This window comes from Pelagibius marinus (genome assembly GCF_014925385.1).
GTDB classification, from domain to species: domain Bacteria; phylum Pseudomonadota; class Alphaproteobacteria; order Kiloniellales; family Kiloniellaceae; genus Pelagibius; species Pelagibius marinus.
In genome coordinates, this window is sequence record NZ_JACSDK010000003.1 from 74,818 (window position 1) to 91,433 (window position 16,616).

Annotated in this window: 13 protein-coding genes; 8 read left to right on the forward strand and 5 right to left on the reverse strand. The window is 68.7% G+C overall.

Features of this window, described 5'->3' with window-relative positions; translation table 11 throughout:
* Positions 1-170: 170 nt before the first annotated feature.
* On the reverse strand, positions 171-1,220 hold the full coding sequence (locus H7X47_RS05645) for an aldo/keto reductase (protein WP_227010242.1): 1,050 nt from the start codon (positions 1,218-1,220) through the stop codon (positions 171-173).
* Positions 1,221-1,244: 24 nt separating this feature from the next.
* On the opposite strand from H7X47_RS05645, the gene H7X47_RS05650 reads away from it, so the two are divergent.
* Positions 1,245-2,069, forward strand: coding sequence for a LysR family transcriptional regulator (locus H7X47_RS05650; protein WP_193367677.1), 825 nt, complete (start codon positions 1,245-1,247; stop codon positions 2,067-2,069).
* Here H7X47_RS05650 and H7X47_RS05655 read toward each other — a convergent pair.
* The gene (locus tag H7X47_RS05655; RefSeq protein WP_193367678.1) at positions 2,066-3,079 is read right to left on the reverse strand and encodes a S1C family serine protease; all 1,014 of its coding nucleotides are present in this window, start codon (positions 3,077-3,079) and stop codon (positions 2,066-2,068) included. The genes H7X47_RS05650 and H7X47_RS05655 overlap by 4 nt on opposite strands.
* Positions 3,080-3,326: 247 nt before the next feature.
* On the opposite strand from H7X47_RS05655, the gene H7X47_RS05660 reads away from it, so the two are divergent.
* Positions 3,327-4,007: a hypothetical protein gene (locus tag H7X47_RS05660; RefSeq protein ID WP_193367679.1), complete on the forward strand. Its 681-nt coding sequence runs from the start codon at positions 3,327-3,329 to the stop codon at positions 4,005-4,007.
* 26 nt (positions 4,008-4,033) lie between these two features.
* On the opposite strand, the gene H7X47_RS05665 is transcribed toward H7X47_RS05660, so the two are convergent.
* Positions 4,034-5,173 (reverse strand): succinylglutamate desuccinylase/aspartoacylase family protein, encoded by a 1,140-nt coding sequence (locus H7X47_RS05665; protein WP_193367680.1) that lies wholly within the window; start codon positions 5,171-5,173, stop codon positions 4,034-4,036.
* A gap of 145 nt (positions 5,174-5,318) precedes the next feature.
* On the opposite strand from H7X47_RS05665, the gene H7X47_RS05670 reads away from it, so the two are divergent.
* From H7X47_RS05670 to H7X47_RS05680, 3 genes are all read left to right on the forward strand, one after another.
* Positions 5,319-7,625 carry an ATP-dependent helicase gene (locus H7X47_RS05670; RefSeq protein ID WP_193367681.1) on the forward strand — a complete coding sequence of 769 codons (2,307 nt, stop codon included), beginning with the start codon at positions 5,319-5,321 and terminating at the stop codon, positions 7,623-7,625.
* Between the two features lie 33 nt (positions 7,626-7,658).
* The gene (locus H7X47_RS05675; RefSeq protein ID WP_193367682.1) at positions 7,659-8,564 is read left to right on the forward strand and encodes a 50S ribosomal protein L11 methyltransferase; all 906 of its coding nucleotides are present in this window, start codon (positions 7,659-7,661) and stop codon (positions 8,562-8,564) included.
* A gap of 83 nt (positions 8,565-8,647) precedes the next feature.
* On the forward strand, positions 8,648-9,997 hold the full coding sequence (locus tag H7X47_RS05680) for a hypothetical protein (protein WP_193367683.1): 1,350 nt from the start codon (positions 8,648-8,650) through the stop codon (positions 9,995-9,997).
* 537 nt (positions 9,998-10,534) lie between these two features.
* Here the strand turns inward: H7X47_RS05680 and H7X47_RS26425 are convergent.
* Positions 10,535-11,173 carry a DUF1127 domain-containing protein gene (locus tag H7X47_RS26425; RefSeq protein WP_193367684.1) on the reverse strand — a complete coding sequence of 213 codons (639 nt, stop codon included), beginning with the start codon at positions 11,171-11,173 and terminating at the stop codon, positions 10,535-10,537.
* A 237-nt stretch (positions 11,174-11,410) separates the two neighbouring features.
* Between H7X47_RS26425 and H7X47_RS05690 the strand changes: the two genes are divergently transcribed.
* Entirely contained in the window at positions 11,411-13,258 is a 1,848-nt protein-coding gene (locus H7X47_RS05690; protein WP_193367685.1) for an aminopeptidase P family protein, read from the forward strand.
* Between the two features lie 30 nt (positions 13,259-13,288).
* Here H7X47_RS05690 and H7X47_RS05695 read toward each other — a convergent pair whose 3' ends face one another.
* Positions 13,289-13,558 (reverse strand): hypothetical protein, encoded by a 270-nt coding sequence (locus H7X47_RS05695; RefSeq protein WP_193367686.1) that lies wholly within the window; start codon positions 13,556-13,558, stop codon positions 13,289-13,291.
* 323 nt (positions 13,559-13,881) lie between these two features.
* On the opposite strand from H7X47_RS05695, the gene H7X47_RS05700 reads away from it, so the two are divergent.
* Both H7X47_RS05700 and H7X47_RS05705 read left to right on the forward strand, forming a co-directional pair.
* Positions 13,882-14,340: a (2Fe-2S)-binding protein gene (locus H7X47_RS05700; protein WP_193367687.1), complete on the forward strand. Its 459-nt coding sequence runs from the start codon at positions 13,882-13,884 to the stop codon at positions 14,338-14,340.
* Between the two features lie 3 nt (positions 14,341-14,343).
* Positions 14,344-16,590 (forward strand): xanthine dehydrogenase family protein molybdopterin-binding subunit, encoded by a 2,247-nt coding sequence (locus H7X47_RS05705; protein WP_319633542.1) that lies wholly within the window; start codon positions 14,344-14,346, stop codon positions 16,588-16,590.
* Positions 16,591-16,616 lie beyond the last annotated feature (26 nt).

Sequence of the window (16,616 nt, forward strand, 5' to 3'; positions counted from 1 at the left end):
GGGAGGGCAGCCACCTTTTCCCGGCCAGCGTAGCCCCCAAGCTGCTAAGGCCAGACAGAAGGTGGCGGTCGTCAAGGTGCCGGTCGGATGCTGTCACATCCGGCCGGCACTTTATTTTTGCGTTCTTCCCAGAGGGCCGGGTCCGCCAGCACGCGCCGAGGCGCGGAGGTCTAGCGGGGCCTCGGGGCGCCTTCCGGTTCGCGACGGATGAGTGTTTCGATCTGCTGCATCACCTCATCCGGCAGAGGGCCGTGCGCGATTGCCCCGGCATTTTCGACGACCTGCTGCACCGTGCTGGCTCCGGGTATGGGCAAGTTTCTATCTGACTTTGCCATCAGCCAACCCAGTGCGCCTTGGGCGAGACTGCGCCCGCCCGTGCGCAGAAGATCCTGGACGGCCCTCAAGTTGGCCAAGTGGTGTGGTGCTGCTTTGCCGTCGTGGAAATAGTCTCGCCGTTCATGGTTCACCGAGCGCACGTCGTCGCTGGAGACCGTTTTGCTCTCGTCGTATTTTCCGGTCAGAACGCCCATCGCCAGCGGTGAGCGGATGAGGGATACGAGGTTGTGGTCCTTGACGACAGACTGGATCGACGGAACGTCGACAAACAGATTCATGGCATGTTCGATGGCCATGAATCCAGGCAACGACGCCAGGGCTGCAGCGCTGTTCGGGAAGTCGGTGCTCCAGCCATAGGCTCGAATCTTGCCGGCCTGGCGCGCTCTTTCCATCGCCTCGAAGATCGGGGTCGCCGTACCTACCGGCAGGCCGTTCAGGTGCAGCAACATGATGTCGATATATTCGCGCCGCAGCCGGCGCAGGCTGGCGTCGATCGCCGGCTCGACATCGGCGGCATCTATCTGGTCGCCCAGCACCTGTCGTGAGGCTTCATCGAAGCCCATACCAAGCTTGCTGACGACCAAGGCTTCTCCGTGCCCTTTCAAGGCGGTTCCCAGCAGGCGCTCGGCGTGGCCGGCACCATAGACGCTTGCAGTGTCGAACACCCGAATCCCGGCATCCAGCGCGGCGTGGACGATGTGCACGGCGCTGTCCTCGTCGATATCGGGAAAGCCGAGTGGCTGGTCGCCCGCGAAGAAGCGGCCGCCGAGGGGCCAGCTCCCCATGCCGACAGGGGCAACATCGATTCCTAGAAGATTCATGAAAGGCGTTCCCTTTTGCTTTTCGGAGCCGCAACCTTGCGGGAAACGCTCTGGAACTTCCATGAAACGTAATGTAATGATCTTTTCATGGATGAAACGAAACTGAACTGGGAAGACCTGAGGCTGTTTCTCGCCGTCGCCCGCGCGGGCGGCCTTTCCGCTGCCGTGTCCGACACGGGAAAGAGTGCGCCGACCTTGGGCCGGCGCATGCTGGCGGTAGAAGCGGCGGTCGGCGGTGAACTGTTCCGCCGGCTGCCGCGCGGCTATGAGTTGACGGAACAGGGCGAGGACCTGCTGGCCAGGATCGCTGACCTGGAGACGCAGATACAATCGCTCGGCCGGTTCGGCAGGGGACCCGCAGTCATTAAAATCTCTGCCGGGAGCTGGATGACCTATGTTCTGTGCCGCCACATTCACGCGATCCAGGACGGCCTGGGCGCAACGCGCCTGCAGTTTATCTCGGCAGAGCACGTGCTCGATATTGCCCACCGGGAGGCCGTGATCGGTATCCGCAACCGTCGGCCGGAGCAGCGGGGGTTGGCGTGCCGTAAGATCGGTCACGTGCGGTTTGCCGGCTATGCGACGGGCAAGTCAGTGAGGCCCTGGGTCAGGGTGGCCGTGAAGACCCCTTCGGCTGCCTGGCTGGCGGCCCAACCGGACAGCGGAGACGCCGTGGAGGTCACCTCCCCGCGCAATGCTTTGGATCTGGCCTGTGCCGGCGCGGTACGTGCCGTGCTGCCGACCTTTGTTGGCGATGCGCAGGAAGGGCTCCTACGCGTTACGCCGACGATACCGGAGTTGTCACACGACCAATGGCTCGTCACTCATGACGAAGAACGTTTCCAGCCGAACGTCCGGCGCGTTATTGACCGGATCTATGAAATCGCCCGGTCCCTGCACCGCGGCGCCTAGTAGCTCGGGTTCAGCTTCAGATAGTCGTAGCGGTCGCCGGAGGTGACCGTCACCTGGCGGGTGCCGAGGCGGCTGTCCAGCAGCGTCAGCGGCACCTCGACGCCGGCATCTCCCAGGGCCCAGACGGCGCGGTAGAACTCCGCCAGGCTGGAGACGCTGCGCCCGCCCACCTGGGTGATGATGGCGTTGGCGGCGACGCCGGCCTGCGCGGCCGGGCCGTCCGGCGCGACCCGGTTGATCAGCACGTGGCCGCGCAGTTCCTGGGTGTAGAGCCCCAGCCAGGGCCGCGCCGGCTTGGTCGAGCGGCCCTCGCGCAGCAGGTCCTCCATGATCGGGGGCAGCGCCGAGATGGGCACGAACATGTTGCCCGGCAAGGTTTTGCCCGGCTCCATCGCGTCGGCGACGATCAGCGAGCCGATGCCCAGCAGCCGCCCGTCGGCGCCGATCAGCGCCGCGCCGCCGAAGCTGCGGTAGGGCGGGGCGGTGAAGATGGCGTCGGGCAGCAGGTATTCCCAATAGCCGGCGAACTCGCGGCGCGAGACCACCATGGCCGCGCTCGGCCCGTCGGGGCCGGCGACCAGCACCTTTGTCTCCTCGGGCAGCTGGGTGGAATCGCCCAGCTCGATGGGCGTGGCGTCCAGTTTGGACAGCGGGCGCAGCAGGCCGAAGCCGGTGTCGTAGTCGTAGGCCACCACGTCGGCCGGCACGACCGAGCCGTCCCGGTCGATGATTTCGGTCTGCACAGCCTCCATGATCAGGTAGCCGATGGTGAGGACCAGGCCGTCCTCGCCGATCACCACGCCGCCGCCTTCGCGCTCACCGCCCAGGGTGTCGGCCGTGCGCGCCGAAGGCGGCACCTGGGCGCGCACCCCGACGACCGCATTCAGGGGATTGCCGCGCGCAGCGTTCTGCGCCGCCGCCGGGGGCGCCAGCGCGGCAAGACAGAGGAAACCGAAAACCAATAAACCGAAGAACCTGCCCGGCTTCGGCGCGGACAACCTTCCAGACATGCCGCTCTCCTTGTTGTTGCGGCGTCTCCCCCTGGCATTTCTAAACGATACCACCAAAGCTGAACTAGCGCTCAGCAGGAAGTTATCCAGTGGAGGCGGGTTCACATAAGGGTGAATGATGGACAGCTGCCTTCTACCGTTACAAGATGTGCCCGCCGTGCCTCGCGAGGGCGCGGGGGCGTGGATCCAGCGACGTCGTCGTTTTCGCCCTTCCGTCGGAATTTGCAGAACTGCCAGAGGTCGATCGATGAAAGCTTGCCGCGAAACCGCTGCGCCGAAGCCGCGCTCTCCGAACCGCCTGGGAACACCACCGCTGCCGGCGGCGGCGATGCTTCTGGCCGGGCTGCTGTCCGGGGCCGCGGTTCCCCAGGCGGTGGCCGGAGAGGGCTACAAGCTGCAGATCAACGGCGCCGAGCACCCGATCGGCCTTGACGCTCCGAAGGAAATCGTCCTGCCGGACGGGACCAAGTTGGAGATCGTGCTGACGCAGGACGAGTACGCCGACTATACGACGGAGAACTTCAGCTTTTCCTACAAGAACATCTACAAGCCGTCACGGTCCGACCTGGGGTCCGGAATCTTTCAGACGGCGATCCTGACGCCGCACGGGACCGGGGTGATGGTCCAGGAGTACAACGACCTCAACCCTTCCCTTCTGGTCGGCATCATGATCAAGGAACTGACAAAGGAAGAGGTCGACTACGGCTACGACTATCAGGAACGCGAGGTCTCCCGGAAGGTCGGCGACAAGGTCATCGAGGGCCGGGAGGCTATCACCAGATATCAGGACGAGAGCTGGAACCGCACGGTTTATGCCTACGGCGAGCGTGATTCCGGACTGCTGATCGTCACCTTCGTGGAGAAGGACTACGCCGAGACGGATGCGGCGCTGCTGGAAGATTTCTGGCGCACGCTGGAAATCTACTAGGGAGCTCAACCGGGCGCCCGCGCGCTCTAGTCCTCCAGCAGGTAGCCGCCCTGGCGGGAGGGCAGGGGCTCCTTGCCCACCACCTTGGCCAGCACCATGCCCGGGCGCAGGTAGCGCTGGGCGCGCAGCGTCAGCACCGGGCCGCTGGCCTCGGTGGTGACGGCGGTGCGGGCGCTGTCGGGCGGCTGCGTCGGGTCGACCACCCAGGCGATGACGTCGCCGGCCTTCACCTCCTGGCCCAGTTCCACGTTGTAGGCGATCACCCCGGCGACGGGGCTGCGCACGGTGTCGGTCGCATCCAGGCGGGTCGCCTCGCAGAGCGCGGCGGGCGGCGGCGGCGGGTCCCCGGCGACGGCGCCGAAGCGCTGCAGGCTGTGGAACAGACCCTGGGCGTCGGCCCGGGCGGTGGCGTCCTCGACGTCGGCGCGCCCGCGCAGCTCCACCGTAGCGGCCAGGCAGGCGGCGGGGATGGGCGCGTCCGGGAAGCGCTGGGCCAGGCGGGTCCAGGGGGTGGAGAAGGTCTCGTCGAAGGAGCCGCCGCCGGAATCCTCGGCCAGCAGCACTGCCCGGCAGCCCAGGTCGGCGGTCAGCTCGGCCGCCTGGGGCCAGTTGGCCGGGATCAGGTAGATGTGCATCAGTGCCTGGTCGTCGCAGTGCAGGTCCAGCACCACGTCGGCGTCGGCGGCCATCCGCGCCAGGGCGAGGCGCAGGGACTGCAGTTCGCTGCGCGCCTCCTGGGTGGCCAGGTACTCGATCATGGCGTGGCGGATGACGGCCACATTGCCGGCCTCGTCCTCGCTCAGCCTGTCCTTCACCGCCTCGATGATCGGCTCATAGAGGTCGGGCCAGTCGCGGTTGAAGTTGCCGCCGCCGCCCTGCTCGTAGCGGCCCATGTGCTCGCCGTTGGTGAACTGGGCGAGGCCGATGGGGTTGGCGTAGGGCACCAGCACGACCTCGCCCTGGATGTCGCCGCGGCGCTCGGCCTCTTCCAGCAGGCTGTAGAGGTGGTGCGCCACCAGCAGGCCCGGCGTCTCGTCGGCGTGCAGGGCGGCCTGGATGTAGACCTTGGGGCGGGCGCCCTGGTTGCCGAAGCGGTGAACGGTCAGGTGCCGGGTGCTGCCGGGACTGGCGGGGAGAAGCGGCAGGCGCTCGCTGCGGACGGGCATGGGGATTCCTATGAGATGGGGGCGACAGAAAGCAGGGAGGGCATGAAAGGCTGGTGGCAGGATCGGGTCAAGAGGCCTTTCCGGCGGGCGAAAAAAGTGCGCCTTACCGCGTGAGCCCGCCGCCCGGCTGCGCTATATAGGGGGTATGTCCGATCTTTTCGCGGCCCCCCCGGCGACTTCGCAAGGCGTGGGGCCCTATCCCTATCTGGAGGCCCTCAACGAGGGCCAGCGCGCCGCCGTCGAGGCCCTCGACGGCCCGGTGCTGGTGCTGGCCGGCGCGGGCACCGGCAAGACCCGGGCGCTGACCACCCGCCTGGCCCACCTGCTGATCACCGGCAAGGCGCGCTCGCCGGGCGAGATCCTGGCCGTCACCTTCACCAACAAGGCGGCGCGGGAGATGAAGGACCGGGTGGCGGCGCTCCTGAACCGGCCCTCGGTGGAGGGCTGGTGGCTGGGCACCTTCCACGCCATCGCCGCGCGCATCCTTCGCCGCAATCCGGAGGCGGTGGGGCTGAAGAGCAACTTCACCATCCTCGACACCGACGACCAGATCCGCCTGATGAAGCAGATCCTGCAGGCCGAGAACGTCGACGAGAAGAAGTGGCCGGCGCGCGCCCTGCTGGCCATCATCGGGCGCTGGAAGGATCGCGGCCTGTCGCCCGAGAAAGTCTCGGCGGGCGAAGCCGGCGACTTCGCGCGAGGCCGCGCGGTGGAGCTCTACAAGGCCTACCAGGAACGGCTGCGCACGCTGAACGCCTGCGACTTCGGCGACCTGCTGCTGCATAACCTGACGCTCTTCCAGAACGAGCCGGAGGTGCTGGCCGACTATCACCGGCGCTTCCGCTATGTGCTGGTCGACGAATACCAGGACACCAACGTCTCGCAGTACCTCTGGCTGCGCCTGCTCGCCCAGGGCCACAAGAACATCTGCTGCGTGGGCGACGACGACCAGTCGATCTACGGCTGGCGCGGCGCCGAGGTCGGCAACATCCTGCGCTTCGACGAGGACTTCCCCGGCGCCAAGGTGGTGCGCCTGGAGCGCAACTACCGCTCCACCGGGTGCATCCTGGCCGCCGCCTCCGGCCTCATCGCCCACAACGAGGGCCGCCTGGGCAAGACGCTGTGGACCGAGGACGACGAGGGCGAGAAGGTCCGCCTGCGCGGCCTCTGGGACGGCGAGGCCGAGGCGCGCTTCGTCGGCGAGGAGATCGAGGCCCTCGTCGCCCGCGACAAACAGCACGCCCTCAACCAGATCGCCATCCTCGTGCGCACCGGCGCCATGACCCGCGAGTTCGAAGAGCGCTTCATCACCCTGGGCCTGCCCTACCGCGTGGTCGGCGGCCCGCGCTTCTACGAACGCCTGGAGATCCGCGACGCGCTGGCCTACCTGCGCGTCCTGCAGCAGCCGGCCGACGACCTGGCCTTCGAGCGCATCATGAACAAGCCCAAGCGCAAGCTGGGCGAGGCCACCCTGCAGACACTCTACCAGGCCGCCAGGGCCGCCAACGTGCCGCTGGCGCTGGCCGCGCGCCGCCTGGTCGACACCGACGAGCTGCCGAAGCAGGCGCGACCAAATCTCAAGCAGCTCTTGGATGACTTTGACCGCTGGCGCGGGCTGATGGAGACCACGCCGCATCCGGAGCTGGCGGAGATCGTGCTGGAGGAGTCCGGCTACGTCGAGATGTGGCAGAACGACAAGTCGCTGGAGGCGCCCGGCCGGCTGGAGAACCTGAAGGAATTCGTCAACGCCTTGGGCGAGTTCGAGAACCTGGCCGGCTTCCTGGAGCACGTCTCCCTGGTCATGGAGGCGATCACCCAGGAAGGTCAGGACATGGTCACCATCATGACCCTGCACGCCGCCAAGGGCCTGGAGTTCGACACCGTCTTCCTGCCGGGCTGGGAGGAGGGGCTCTTCCCCAACCAGCGCGCCCTCGACGAGACCGGGCGCAAGGGCCTGGAGGAGGAACGCCGCCTCGCCTACGTCGGCCTGACCCGGGCGCGCAAGCGGGTCATCATCTCCTTTGCCGCCAACCGGCGCATGCACGGCTCCTGGGCCGCGGCCATTCCCTCGCGCTTCGTCGACGAACTGCCCAAGGAGCAGGTCGAGGTGGAGAGCGACCAGGGCGTCTACGGCGCCGCGGCTTCGGCTTTCGGCGGCATGGGGGACGGTTGGGGCGGTGCCGAGTGGCGCGAGGCGCGGGTCAGCCCCGGCCTGCAGCGCGCGCGCCAGCGCCGCGACAAGGGCTCCTCGCCTTTCATCGACGTGGTGCCGACCCGGGTCGAGACGATCGGCAGCGGCGCCTTCCAGCGCGGCGACCGGGTGTTTCACCAGAAGTTCGGCTACGGCAGTATCAAGTCAGTGGAGGGCGAGCGCCTGAACATCAGTTTCGACAAGGCCGGCGACAAGAAAGTCATCGCCAGCTTCGTTGTGCCCGCCGACCAGGCCGGCTGAGTTTCGTTTCCCACCTGACAGAGACATCCCCCCGTGAGCGCGACCTACTGCCTGACCCTGAACGTGCCGGCCGGCGCCGTCGATACCTTCGAGGCGATCTTCGAGCCCCTGGACGGCGCCATCGTGACCGGCGCGCGCGACCGCACCGGCGTGGTGCCCTGGCAGCTTTACCTGGCCGAGCGGCCGGACGACGCGGAGGTCGAACGCCTGATCGCCATCGCCTGCGAGGTCGCCGGCATCGCCGAGACGCCGGCCTACGCCCTGGAGCCGCTGCCCGACATCGACTGGGTGGCGGAGAGCCAGAAGGCGCTGCCGCCGATCACCGCCGGGCGCTTCCGCGTCCGGGGCTCCCACGTCACCGAGCCGGCGCCGCCGGGCGCCATCGACCTGCTGATCGACGCCAACGCCGCCTTCGGCACCGGGCGCCACGAGACCACGCGCGGCTGCCTGCTGGCGCTGCAGGACGTCGCCAAGAAACGGCCCGTCACCTGGCCGATCACGCGCATCCTCGACATGGGCTGCGGCTCCGGCGTGCTGGCCATGGCGGCGGCCAAGCTCTGGCCCTGCCGGGTGCTGGGCGTCGACAACGACGCGCCCTCGATCCAGGTGGCGCGGGAAAACGTCAAGGCCAACGGCGTCGCCGACACGGTGCGCCTGCTGCTGGGCGACGGCTTCCGCGACGCGCGGGTGCGCCAGGGTGGCGCCTACGAGCTGATCCTGGCCAACATCCTGGCCGAGCCACTCTGCGCCATGGCCCGCGACGTGGCGGCGCACCTGGCCCCCGGGGGCACGGTGATCCTCTCCGGCCTGCTGATCACCCAGGAACGCCAGGTCACCGCGCGCTACCGCGCCGCCGGGCTGGCGCTGGAGAAGCGCTATCACCTGGGCGAGTGGTCGACGCTGGTGCTGAAGGCCGGCGGGTCGCTGTTCGGCGGGTGAGCTCACCAAACTGTGGCGGGTTTTCGGCTTCGGAAGGCGTTAAGGTGGCGCTTCCACCCCGCCTTTCGCAATGGTGAGCGGTCTTGCCGGAAACGACGAGTGATGCCCGCAAACGTCTGTCCCGGCGACGGGCCTTCCTCGCGGCTTTCGTGCTTTCCTTTGCCGCCTATCTGATTCCCCTCTTCAATCCTCATGCCGGACTGCTGCCTCTTGGCACGGCGCTGGTTGCCCTGGCGGAGCCGTCGGCCTACGCCCTCGCCGTCGCGCTGGCAGTTGTCACGATCCAGGCAATCCTGGCCGCACTGCTCTATTGGCTGTTGCGCAGCCGGCGGTGGCTAAACTGGCTGGTCCTGGTGGTCGCCCTCCCGCTGTTTGTCTACGGCGCCAACGCGGCCCTTCTTGTGGCCGTTCCCCTCGCGGTGTTGGTCGAGAGCGACAGACAGCCGGAGACGGGACAGCTGGAGGAGGTGTGCCGCGTGCCGGGGGTGGAACTGGCGCAGGTCATCTCCGGCGTGGATCTCGGGCTCGAGCGCGCCGGCGAGGCCTGGGTCTTTCGTCACGACGACCGTCATCGGGCCCGCCTGACCATGCCCGGCTGCCGGCTTGTCGCCGTGCCGGCACCGCCGGTGGGACCGACCATGGATAGCGTGGCGGCCGGCGGGTATCTCCTGTTTCGTCGCGACGACGGCAGCCTCGCCTATGTGGCGCCGGAGGCGCAGGCGCCCCGCGCCGTCGATGCTCCGTCACCGGGAAAGTACTGGCTTCCGGTGCTGTCGAACGATGGCCGGACACTGGTCTGGCTGGAGCGCCAGGCGGCCGCGAGGGGGGAGCAGCCTTACCGCCTTCGCCTGCGTCCGATGCCGCCAGGCGCTTCGCCCGGCGCGGGCGAGGAAACCATCGCTCTGGACCTGCCGCCCCGTGATCAATTGGAACTCATCGGCGCCGATACGAAGGCGGGCGTGTTCACGCTCGCCCGCTTTCGCAACGAGATCCTGGCGGTTGGCAGAGAGGGGCAAAGGCTGAAGGGGCCGGTATCCCCGGCGGGAGTCTATAACCCGCGCTGGGGCTTTCGCTGGCTGGACGGCGGCTGGGTGGCCTGGGACGGCTATCGCGAGGAAGGTCGCGCGCGGGTGGTCTGGTCGCTGCCGTCCGGCGGCGGCGAGGTCGTCATTCCGAAAGGCCGCCGCATCGAGTCTCTGGCGGTCGACCCCGGGGGCCGCTACATCGCCGTATCCGTCGAAACCCGCCTCAGCATCGGCAGCATCAGGAGCGCGGTTTTCCTGTTGCGCACTTCCGACGGGCAGGAGGTCTTTCGCCGCTATTTGCCGACGCTCAGCCGCATCCGCCTCGCCTTCCTGGGCGGCAGTCACTTGGCCATGAGCCAGCGCAAAGACGGCGGCGGGTCCGTTGCGGTCTACCGCGTTGCCCGGTAGCGGGCTTTCGACTGGGGTGAGGCGGTCTCCCTGAAATGACACCGGCGGCGCTTCCGTCTTGGAGGCGCCGCCGGCGGGCGCCCCCCGGCGGGGGGCTCCGCCCCCCCTTTCTTTTAAGGGGGGGGGGGGGGGCCCGGGGGGGGCCCCCTACAAAGGACCCCGGGCGCCCTTCGGTTCGGGGGGCCCCCCCGGCCGGCCGCCTCTCGGCGGCTACGTCATCCCTCTATTGGATTAAGCGGGGAGGACGATCTCAGGGCAGGCATGCCTGCCCGCTGTATATCTGGTGTGCTTCGCGGACTTTTGCCAGTTACATCGCTGGCCGCCCGGCGGAATTTATTCTTAGGATCTCCTGCCGCGGCCGGCGCCGCAAAAGGATGGCGGCGCCTCCTTCTTGGAAGCGCCGCCGGGTGCTGCCGTCCTGGCGGCGGGAGCGGTGTGGTCCCTGCGGGACCGCGCTCCGATTCTCGTCCCGTGGCTAACCGGATTCAGACGAGCTTCTCTTTTGTGGCCATCGTGACGGCCACGCCGCCGGGGCCGTCAGGCCGCCGGGCGGTCGAGGTTCTGGTTGGCCGCCCGCTGCAGGCTGCGGCGGACTTCCACGAAGGCCAGCACCTGGGCCGGCACGGGGGCCGTGACCGGAATGTCGGTCGAGATGTCGATCGTTTCGCCCGCGGCGGTCCGGGTCCTGCCGGCGAAGAGGTCGGCGACCACGGCCGGAATCTCCGCGCGGGAAATGCCGATGTCGGCCAGCATCTCGTCGGACAGGCGCGAAAGCTCACGCAGCGTGCGGCGGCGGTGCACCTCGCGCTCGGCCCAGGCGCCCAGCCCGTGCCAGACGGAGTTTTCGCCGCGCGGGGACTTGTCGCAGCTCAGCGCCGCGGTCGCGGCGATCTCGGCGCGGTTCACGCCGATGTCGCTCAACACGTGGTCGTCGAGGGCGGTCAGCGCCTTCAGGGTGCGGCGGCTCTGCCGGCGGCGGCGCCATGCGGCGACGAGGGCGGAAAGTCCGGTCCAGCGACCAAAGGATTCGGCGGCGCTGTGCAGGTGATCGGCGATATACTCGGCCCTGAGGGTCCGGGCCGTCTGGATGACGGAAAGGGCATCAACGGATCGCTGATCCCACCGCACTGCTCCGCTGCCGGCCGGATTACCGGGGAATTCAGATAGGCGGATCATGATAATAGGCTCCTGGAAAAAAACGCGGCTCTTAGGGTCTCAAGAAAACGGGTCGGGTTTCAGCAAAGAGGGCTTGGGCAATGCGGCTGCCGAAGGGTCTTGCCAAGTCGGGCGCGAGCCCTGACTTTCAGAGGGAGAGATGAGGCGCGCGGCAAAGGCGTGAAAGCGAGATTTTCGCACCGCAGCATTGCAAGGCCTGCATGCGTGCCGAAGGATGACGATGGAAAGGCCTGATTTATGGCGAAAACCGAGGCTCTGGCCGTCCCCGCCGATTCAACCGCGGACCGCTTGGCGGCCCTGCGCGCGGAGCTGGCCCAGTGCGGGGTGGACGGCTTCCTGGTCCCGCGCGGCGACGAGCACCAGGGGGAATACGTGCCCCCTTCGGCCGAGCGCCTGGCCTGGCTGACCGGCTTCAAGGGCTCGGCCGGCATGGCCTGCGTGCTGAGCGACAGGGCGGCGGTCTTCGTCGACGGGCGCTACACCCTGCAGGTCCGCCAGGAGGTGGACGAGACGCTCTTCACGCCGCGCCACATCAGCGAGGAGCCCTTGTCGGACTGGCTGAAGGAGCATCTGCGCCCCGGCCAGCGCCTGGCCTACGACCCCTGGCTCCATACCGAGGACCAGGTCCGCCGCCTGGAGAAGACCCTGGACGGGCTGGGCGCCAGCCTGGTGGCCCTGGAGGAGAACCCGCTGGACGCCGCCTGGCGCGACCGCCCAGCGCCGCCCAAGGCGGAGGTCCGGCTGCACGACCTGGCCCTGGCGGGGCGCAGCAGCGCCGACAAGCGTGAAGAACTGGGCGGCGAGCTGCACGAGGCCGGCGTCGCCGCTGTGGTGCTGACCCTGCCGGATTCCATCGCCTGGCTGCTGAACGTGCGTGGCGGCGACGTGAGCCACTCGCCGCTGCCGCTGTCCTTCGCCCTGCTGCATGCCGACGGCGGCGTGGAGTGGTTCGTCGATCCAGACAAGCTGACCCCGCAGGTCGTCCAGCAGCTCGGCAACACCGTCTCCATCGAGGCGCCGGAGCGCCTGGGCGACAGCCTCAGCCGCCTGGGCAAGGCCGGGCACAAGGTGCAGGCCGACCCGGCCACCGCGGCGCGCTGGATTTTCGAGCGCCTGCGGGCGGCGGGGGCCGAGGTGGTGCCGGGCGCCGATCCCTGCCTGTTGCCCAAGGCCTGCAAGAACGAAGCGGAACTGGACGGCATGCGCCGCGCCCACCGGCGCGACGGCGCCGCGGTCAGCCGCTTCCTGCACTGGCTGAGCGCGGAGGCGGAGGCGCGCGCCGCGGACAACAGCGATAGGGGGCCGGTCAGCGAGATGGAGGCCGCGTCGCGCCTGGAGGCTTTCCGCGCCGAGACCGGGGAGCTGCGCGACCTTTCCTTCGACACCATCGCCGGTTCGGGGCCGAACGGCGCCATCGTCCACTACCGGGTCACCGAGGAGAGCGACCGGGCGCTGGGCCGCGGCGAGCTGTTCCTCTGCGATTCCGGCGGCCAATATCCGGACGGCACCACCGACATCACCCGCACGCTGGCCATCGGCGCGCCCAGCGAGGAAATGCGCCGGCGCTTCACCCTGGTGCTGAAGGGGCACATCGCGCTGGCCCGGGCGCGCTTTCCCAAGGGTACCTCGGGCAGCCAGCTCGACAGCCTGGCGCGCTATGCGCTGTGGCAGGAAGGCCTCGACTACGACCACGGCACCGGCCATGGCGTGGGCAGCTATCTGAACGTCCACGAGGGACCGCAGCGCATCTCCAAGCTGCCCAACAGCGTCGCCCTGAAGCCGGGCATGATCGTCTCCAACGAGCCCGGCTACTACAAGACCGGCGCCTACGGTATCCGTATCGAAAACCTGGTGGCGGTGACCGAGAGCCCGCGCGGCGAGGGGGAGGAGCGCGACATGCTGGCCTTCGAGACCCTGACGCTGGCGCCCATCGACCGGCGCCTGGTGCTGGGCGACCTGCTCAGCGCGGAGGAAGTGGCCTGGCTGGACGGCTACCACGCGAGGGTGCGCGCGGAGATCGCCCCGCTGCTGGAAGGAGCGGCAAGGTCCTGGCTGGAAGAGGCGACGGCGCCGCTCGCGGGTTAGGGACGGCGGGCGTCCGGCGGGATAGAGGGCCTAGTCGAGCTTCTCGCCGCCGTTCTCGAACAGCGCCTTCATGTAGGCGTGCTGGATGTCCTGGATGTGGCGGGCGATATCCGCCAGGTCCTGGCCGATGCGCTCGGCCATCTGCAGGTCTTGGCTGATATAGAGGTCCGTCGGCTCGGCCCAGCGCTGCGTCATGTGGATGAGCGCCCGGTAGGCTGCCTTCTCGTGAGACTTGTCACCGCGGCCCAGTTCCTGGACCTGGTCGAGGATGAATTCGAGGCTGTCGTCGGCCGTCAGCATGATCCTGCCCGTTCTTGGCTGTTTGCCCCGCGAAGCTACGCGGAACCCGGTAAAAAGACTGTTTAGGTCGTCGCAAAAACGGCGCAAATCCGACGATTTTTCCACAACAGGCGTGTGTTCGAGCAGGCGGGTTCGCCCTGTGGATGAATTTTTTCACCCCCGGGGTCTTGCCAAGGCTCCCGCCTGCGCTATGTACACTACACTGGGTAGTGTACGTCTCTTCCAATCCTCATAAATCGCCTTGGCCGGGAACAGCCCCCGATTCCCTGGCCCGAATATGTGCTTGGGGCAGGCCTAACCTTTTGAAACAGGGAGACTTTCACATGGTGAAGCTTCTGATCAACGGCGCCGAGCGCGAGCTCGACGTTGCCGAAGACACGCCGCTGCTTTGGGCCCTCCGCGACGAACTGGGCCTGACCGGCACCAAGTTCGGCTGCGGCATGTCGCTCTGCGGCGCCTGCACCGTCCACGTCGACGGGGTCGCGACCCGATCCTGCGTGACCGCCGTGGGCGACGTCGCCGGCAGCGACGTCACCACCATCGAGGCGGTCTCCGGCAAGGCCGCCGAGGCGGTGCAGACCGCCTGGGAAAAGCTCGACGTGGTGCAGTGCGGCTACTGCCAGTCCGGCCAGGTCATGTCGGCCGTGGCCCTGCTCAGCGAGAACCCCAAGCCCAGCGACCAGGACATCGACGCCGCCATGAGCGGCAACGTCTGCCGCTGCGGCACCTATGTCCGCATCCGCGCCGCCATCCACGAGGCGGCCAAGCTGATGGAGGCCTGATCCATGTTGGCAAGACACCTCGACAACGACAGCCCGCAACTGCTCGGCTCCGACGTATTCGGCCGGCCGATGAAGGCCGCGGCTGAGCTGCCGGCCAGCCGGCGGCAGTTCCTCAAGGCCTCGGCGGCCGGCGCCGGCCTGGTGATCGGCTTCACGCTGGCCGGCGGCAACAAGCTGGCCGCGCTCGCCGCCGCTGCCGAGGGGGGCTTCGCCCCCAACGCCTTCGTCCGGGTTGCTCCCGACGGCACGGTTACCGTGCTGATCAAGCATATCGAGTTCGGCCAGGGCACCTTCACCGGCCTCGCCACCCTGGTGGCCGAGGAGATGGACGCCGACTGGGCGCAGGTGCGCGCCGAGCACGCGCCCGCCGACGCCAGCCTCTACAACAACCTGCACTGGGGGCCGGTGCAGGGCACCGGCGGCAGTTCCTCCATCGCCAACTCTTACGAACAGCTGCGCCGGGCCGGCGCCGCCGCCCGCGCCTTGCTGGTGCAGGCCGCGGCCGAGGCCTGGGGCGTGCCGGCCGGGGAGATCACGGTGGCAAAGGGCGTGCTGTCCCATGACGGCAGCGGCCGGCGCAGCGGCTTCGGCGCGTTCGTCCAGGCTGCCGCCAGGCTGGAGACGCCGGTCGAGGTGGCGCTGAAGCCGGCGGCGGACTTCACCCTCATCGGCAAAGAGGCGCCGCGCCTCGACAGCCGCGCCAAGAGCCGCGGCGAAGCCCTCTACACTCTCGACAAGTCCCTGCCGGGCATGCTCACCGCGCTGATCGCGCGGCCGCCGGTCTTCGGGGCGACGCTGGTCTCCTTCGACGACAGCGCCGCCCGGGCGGTCAAGGGCGTCACCGATGTGGTCGCCGTACCCCAGGGCGTGGCGGTGCTGGGACGCGGCTTCTGGGCCGCCAAGCAGGGCCGCGACGCCCTGCAGATCACCTGGGACGAGTCGACCGGGGAGACCCGCGGCAGCGACCAGATCATGGCCGAGTACAAGCGACTGGCCGAGAAGCCGGGCGACATCGCCCGGCAGGACGGCGACGCCGAGACGGCCCTGGCCGGCGCGGCCAAGGTGCTGGAGGCGGACTACGAGTTCCCCTTCCTGGCCCACGCGCCCATGGAACCGCTCGACTGCGTGGTGCAGCTGGGCGAGGGTGTGGCCGACATCTGGGCCGGTTCGCAGATCCCCACCGTGGACCAGGGCGCCGCTGCGGCCCTCCTGGGCCTGGAGCCGCAGCAGGTGCGCATCCACACGATGTTCGCCGGCGGCAGCTTCGGCCGCCGCGCGACGCCCAACGCCGATATGGTCTCCGAGGCCGTCAACGTCGCCAAGGCGATCGGCGGGCGCGCGCCGGTGAAGCTGGTGTGGACCCGCGAGGACGACATCCAGGGCGGCCGCTACCGCCCGATGTACTTCCACCGTCTGCGCGCCGGCCTCGATGAGCAGGGCAGGCTGGTCGCCTGGCAGCACCGCATCGTCGGCCAGTCGATCGTCCGTGACACGCCCTTCGCGGGCATGATCCAGAACGGCATCGATCCGACCTCGGTGGAGGGCGCCAACACGCTGCCCTACCACGTGCCGAACATCACCGTCGACCTGCACACCACCGACGTCGGCGTGCCGGTGCTGTGGTGGCGCTCGGTGGGCAGCACCCACACCGCCTATTCGACCGAGGTCTTCATCGACGAGCTGGCCGAGGCCGCCGGCAAGGACCCGGTCGACTTCCGCCTGGAGCTGCTGGGCGAACACCCGCGCCACGCGGGCGTCCTGAAGCTGGCGGCGGAGAAGGCCGGCTGGGACGAGGCACCGGCGGCGGGCCGCACCCGCGGCATCGCCGTGCACGAGTCCTTCCACACCTTTGTGGCCGAGGCGGCGGAGATCTCTCTCGCCGAGGACGGCAGCTTCAAGGTGGAGAAGGTGGTCTGCGCGGTGGACTGCGGCCTGGCGGTCAACCCCGACCAGGTGAAGGCGCAGATGGAAGGCGGCATCGCCTACGGCCTGGGCGCCGTGCTGCACAACGCCCTGACCTTGGACGGCGGCCGCGTGGAGCAGTCGAACTTCCACGACTATCAGCCGCTGCGCATGAACGAGATGCCGGAGGTCGAGGTGCACATCATGCCCTCGGACGAGCCCCCCACCGGCGTCGGCGAACCCGGCGTGCCGCCCATCGGCGCGGCGGTCGCCAACGCGGTCTACAAGGCGACGGGCCGGCGCATCCGCCGCCTGCCTTTCGACCTGCACGACTTTAGCGCGGCCTAACCGTCCGCGGCGAAGCACCCCGCGGT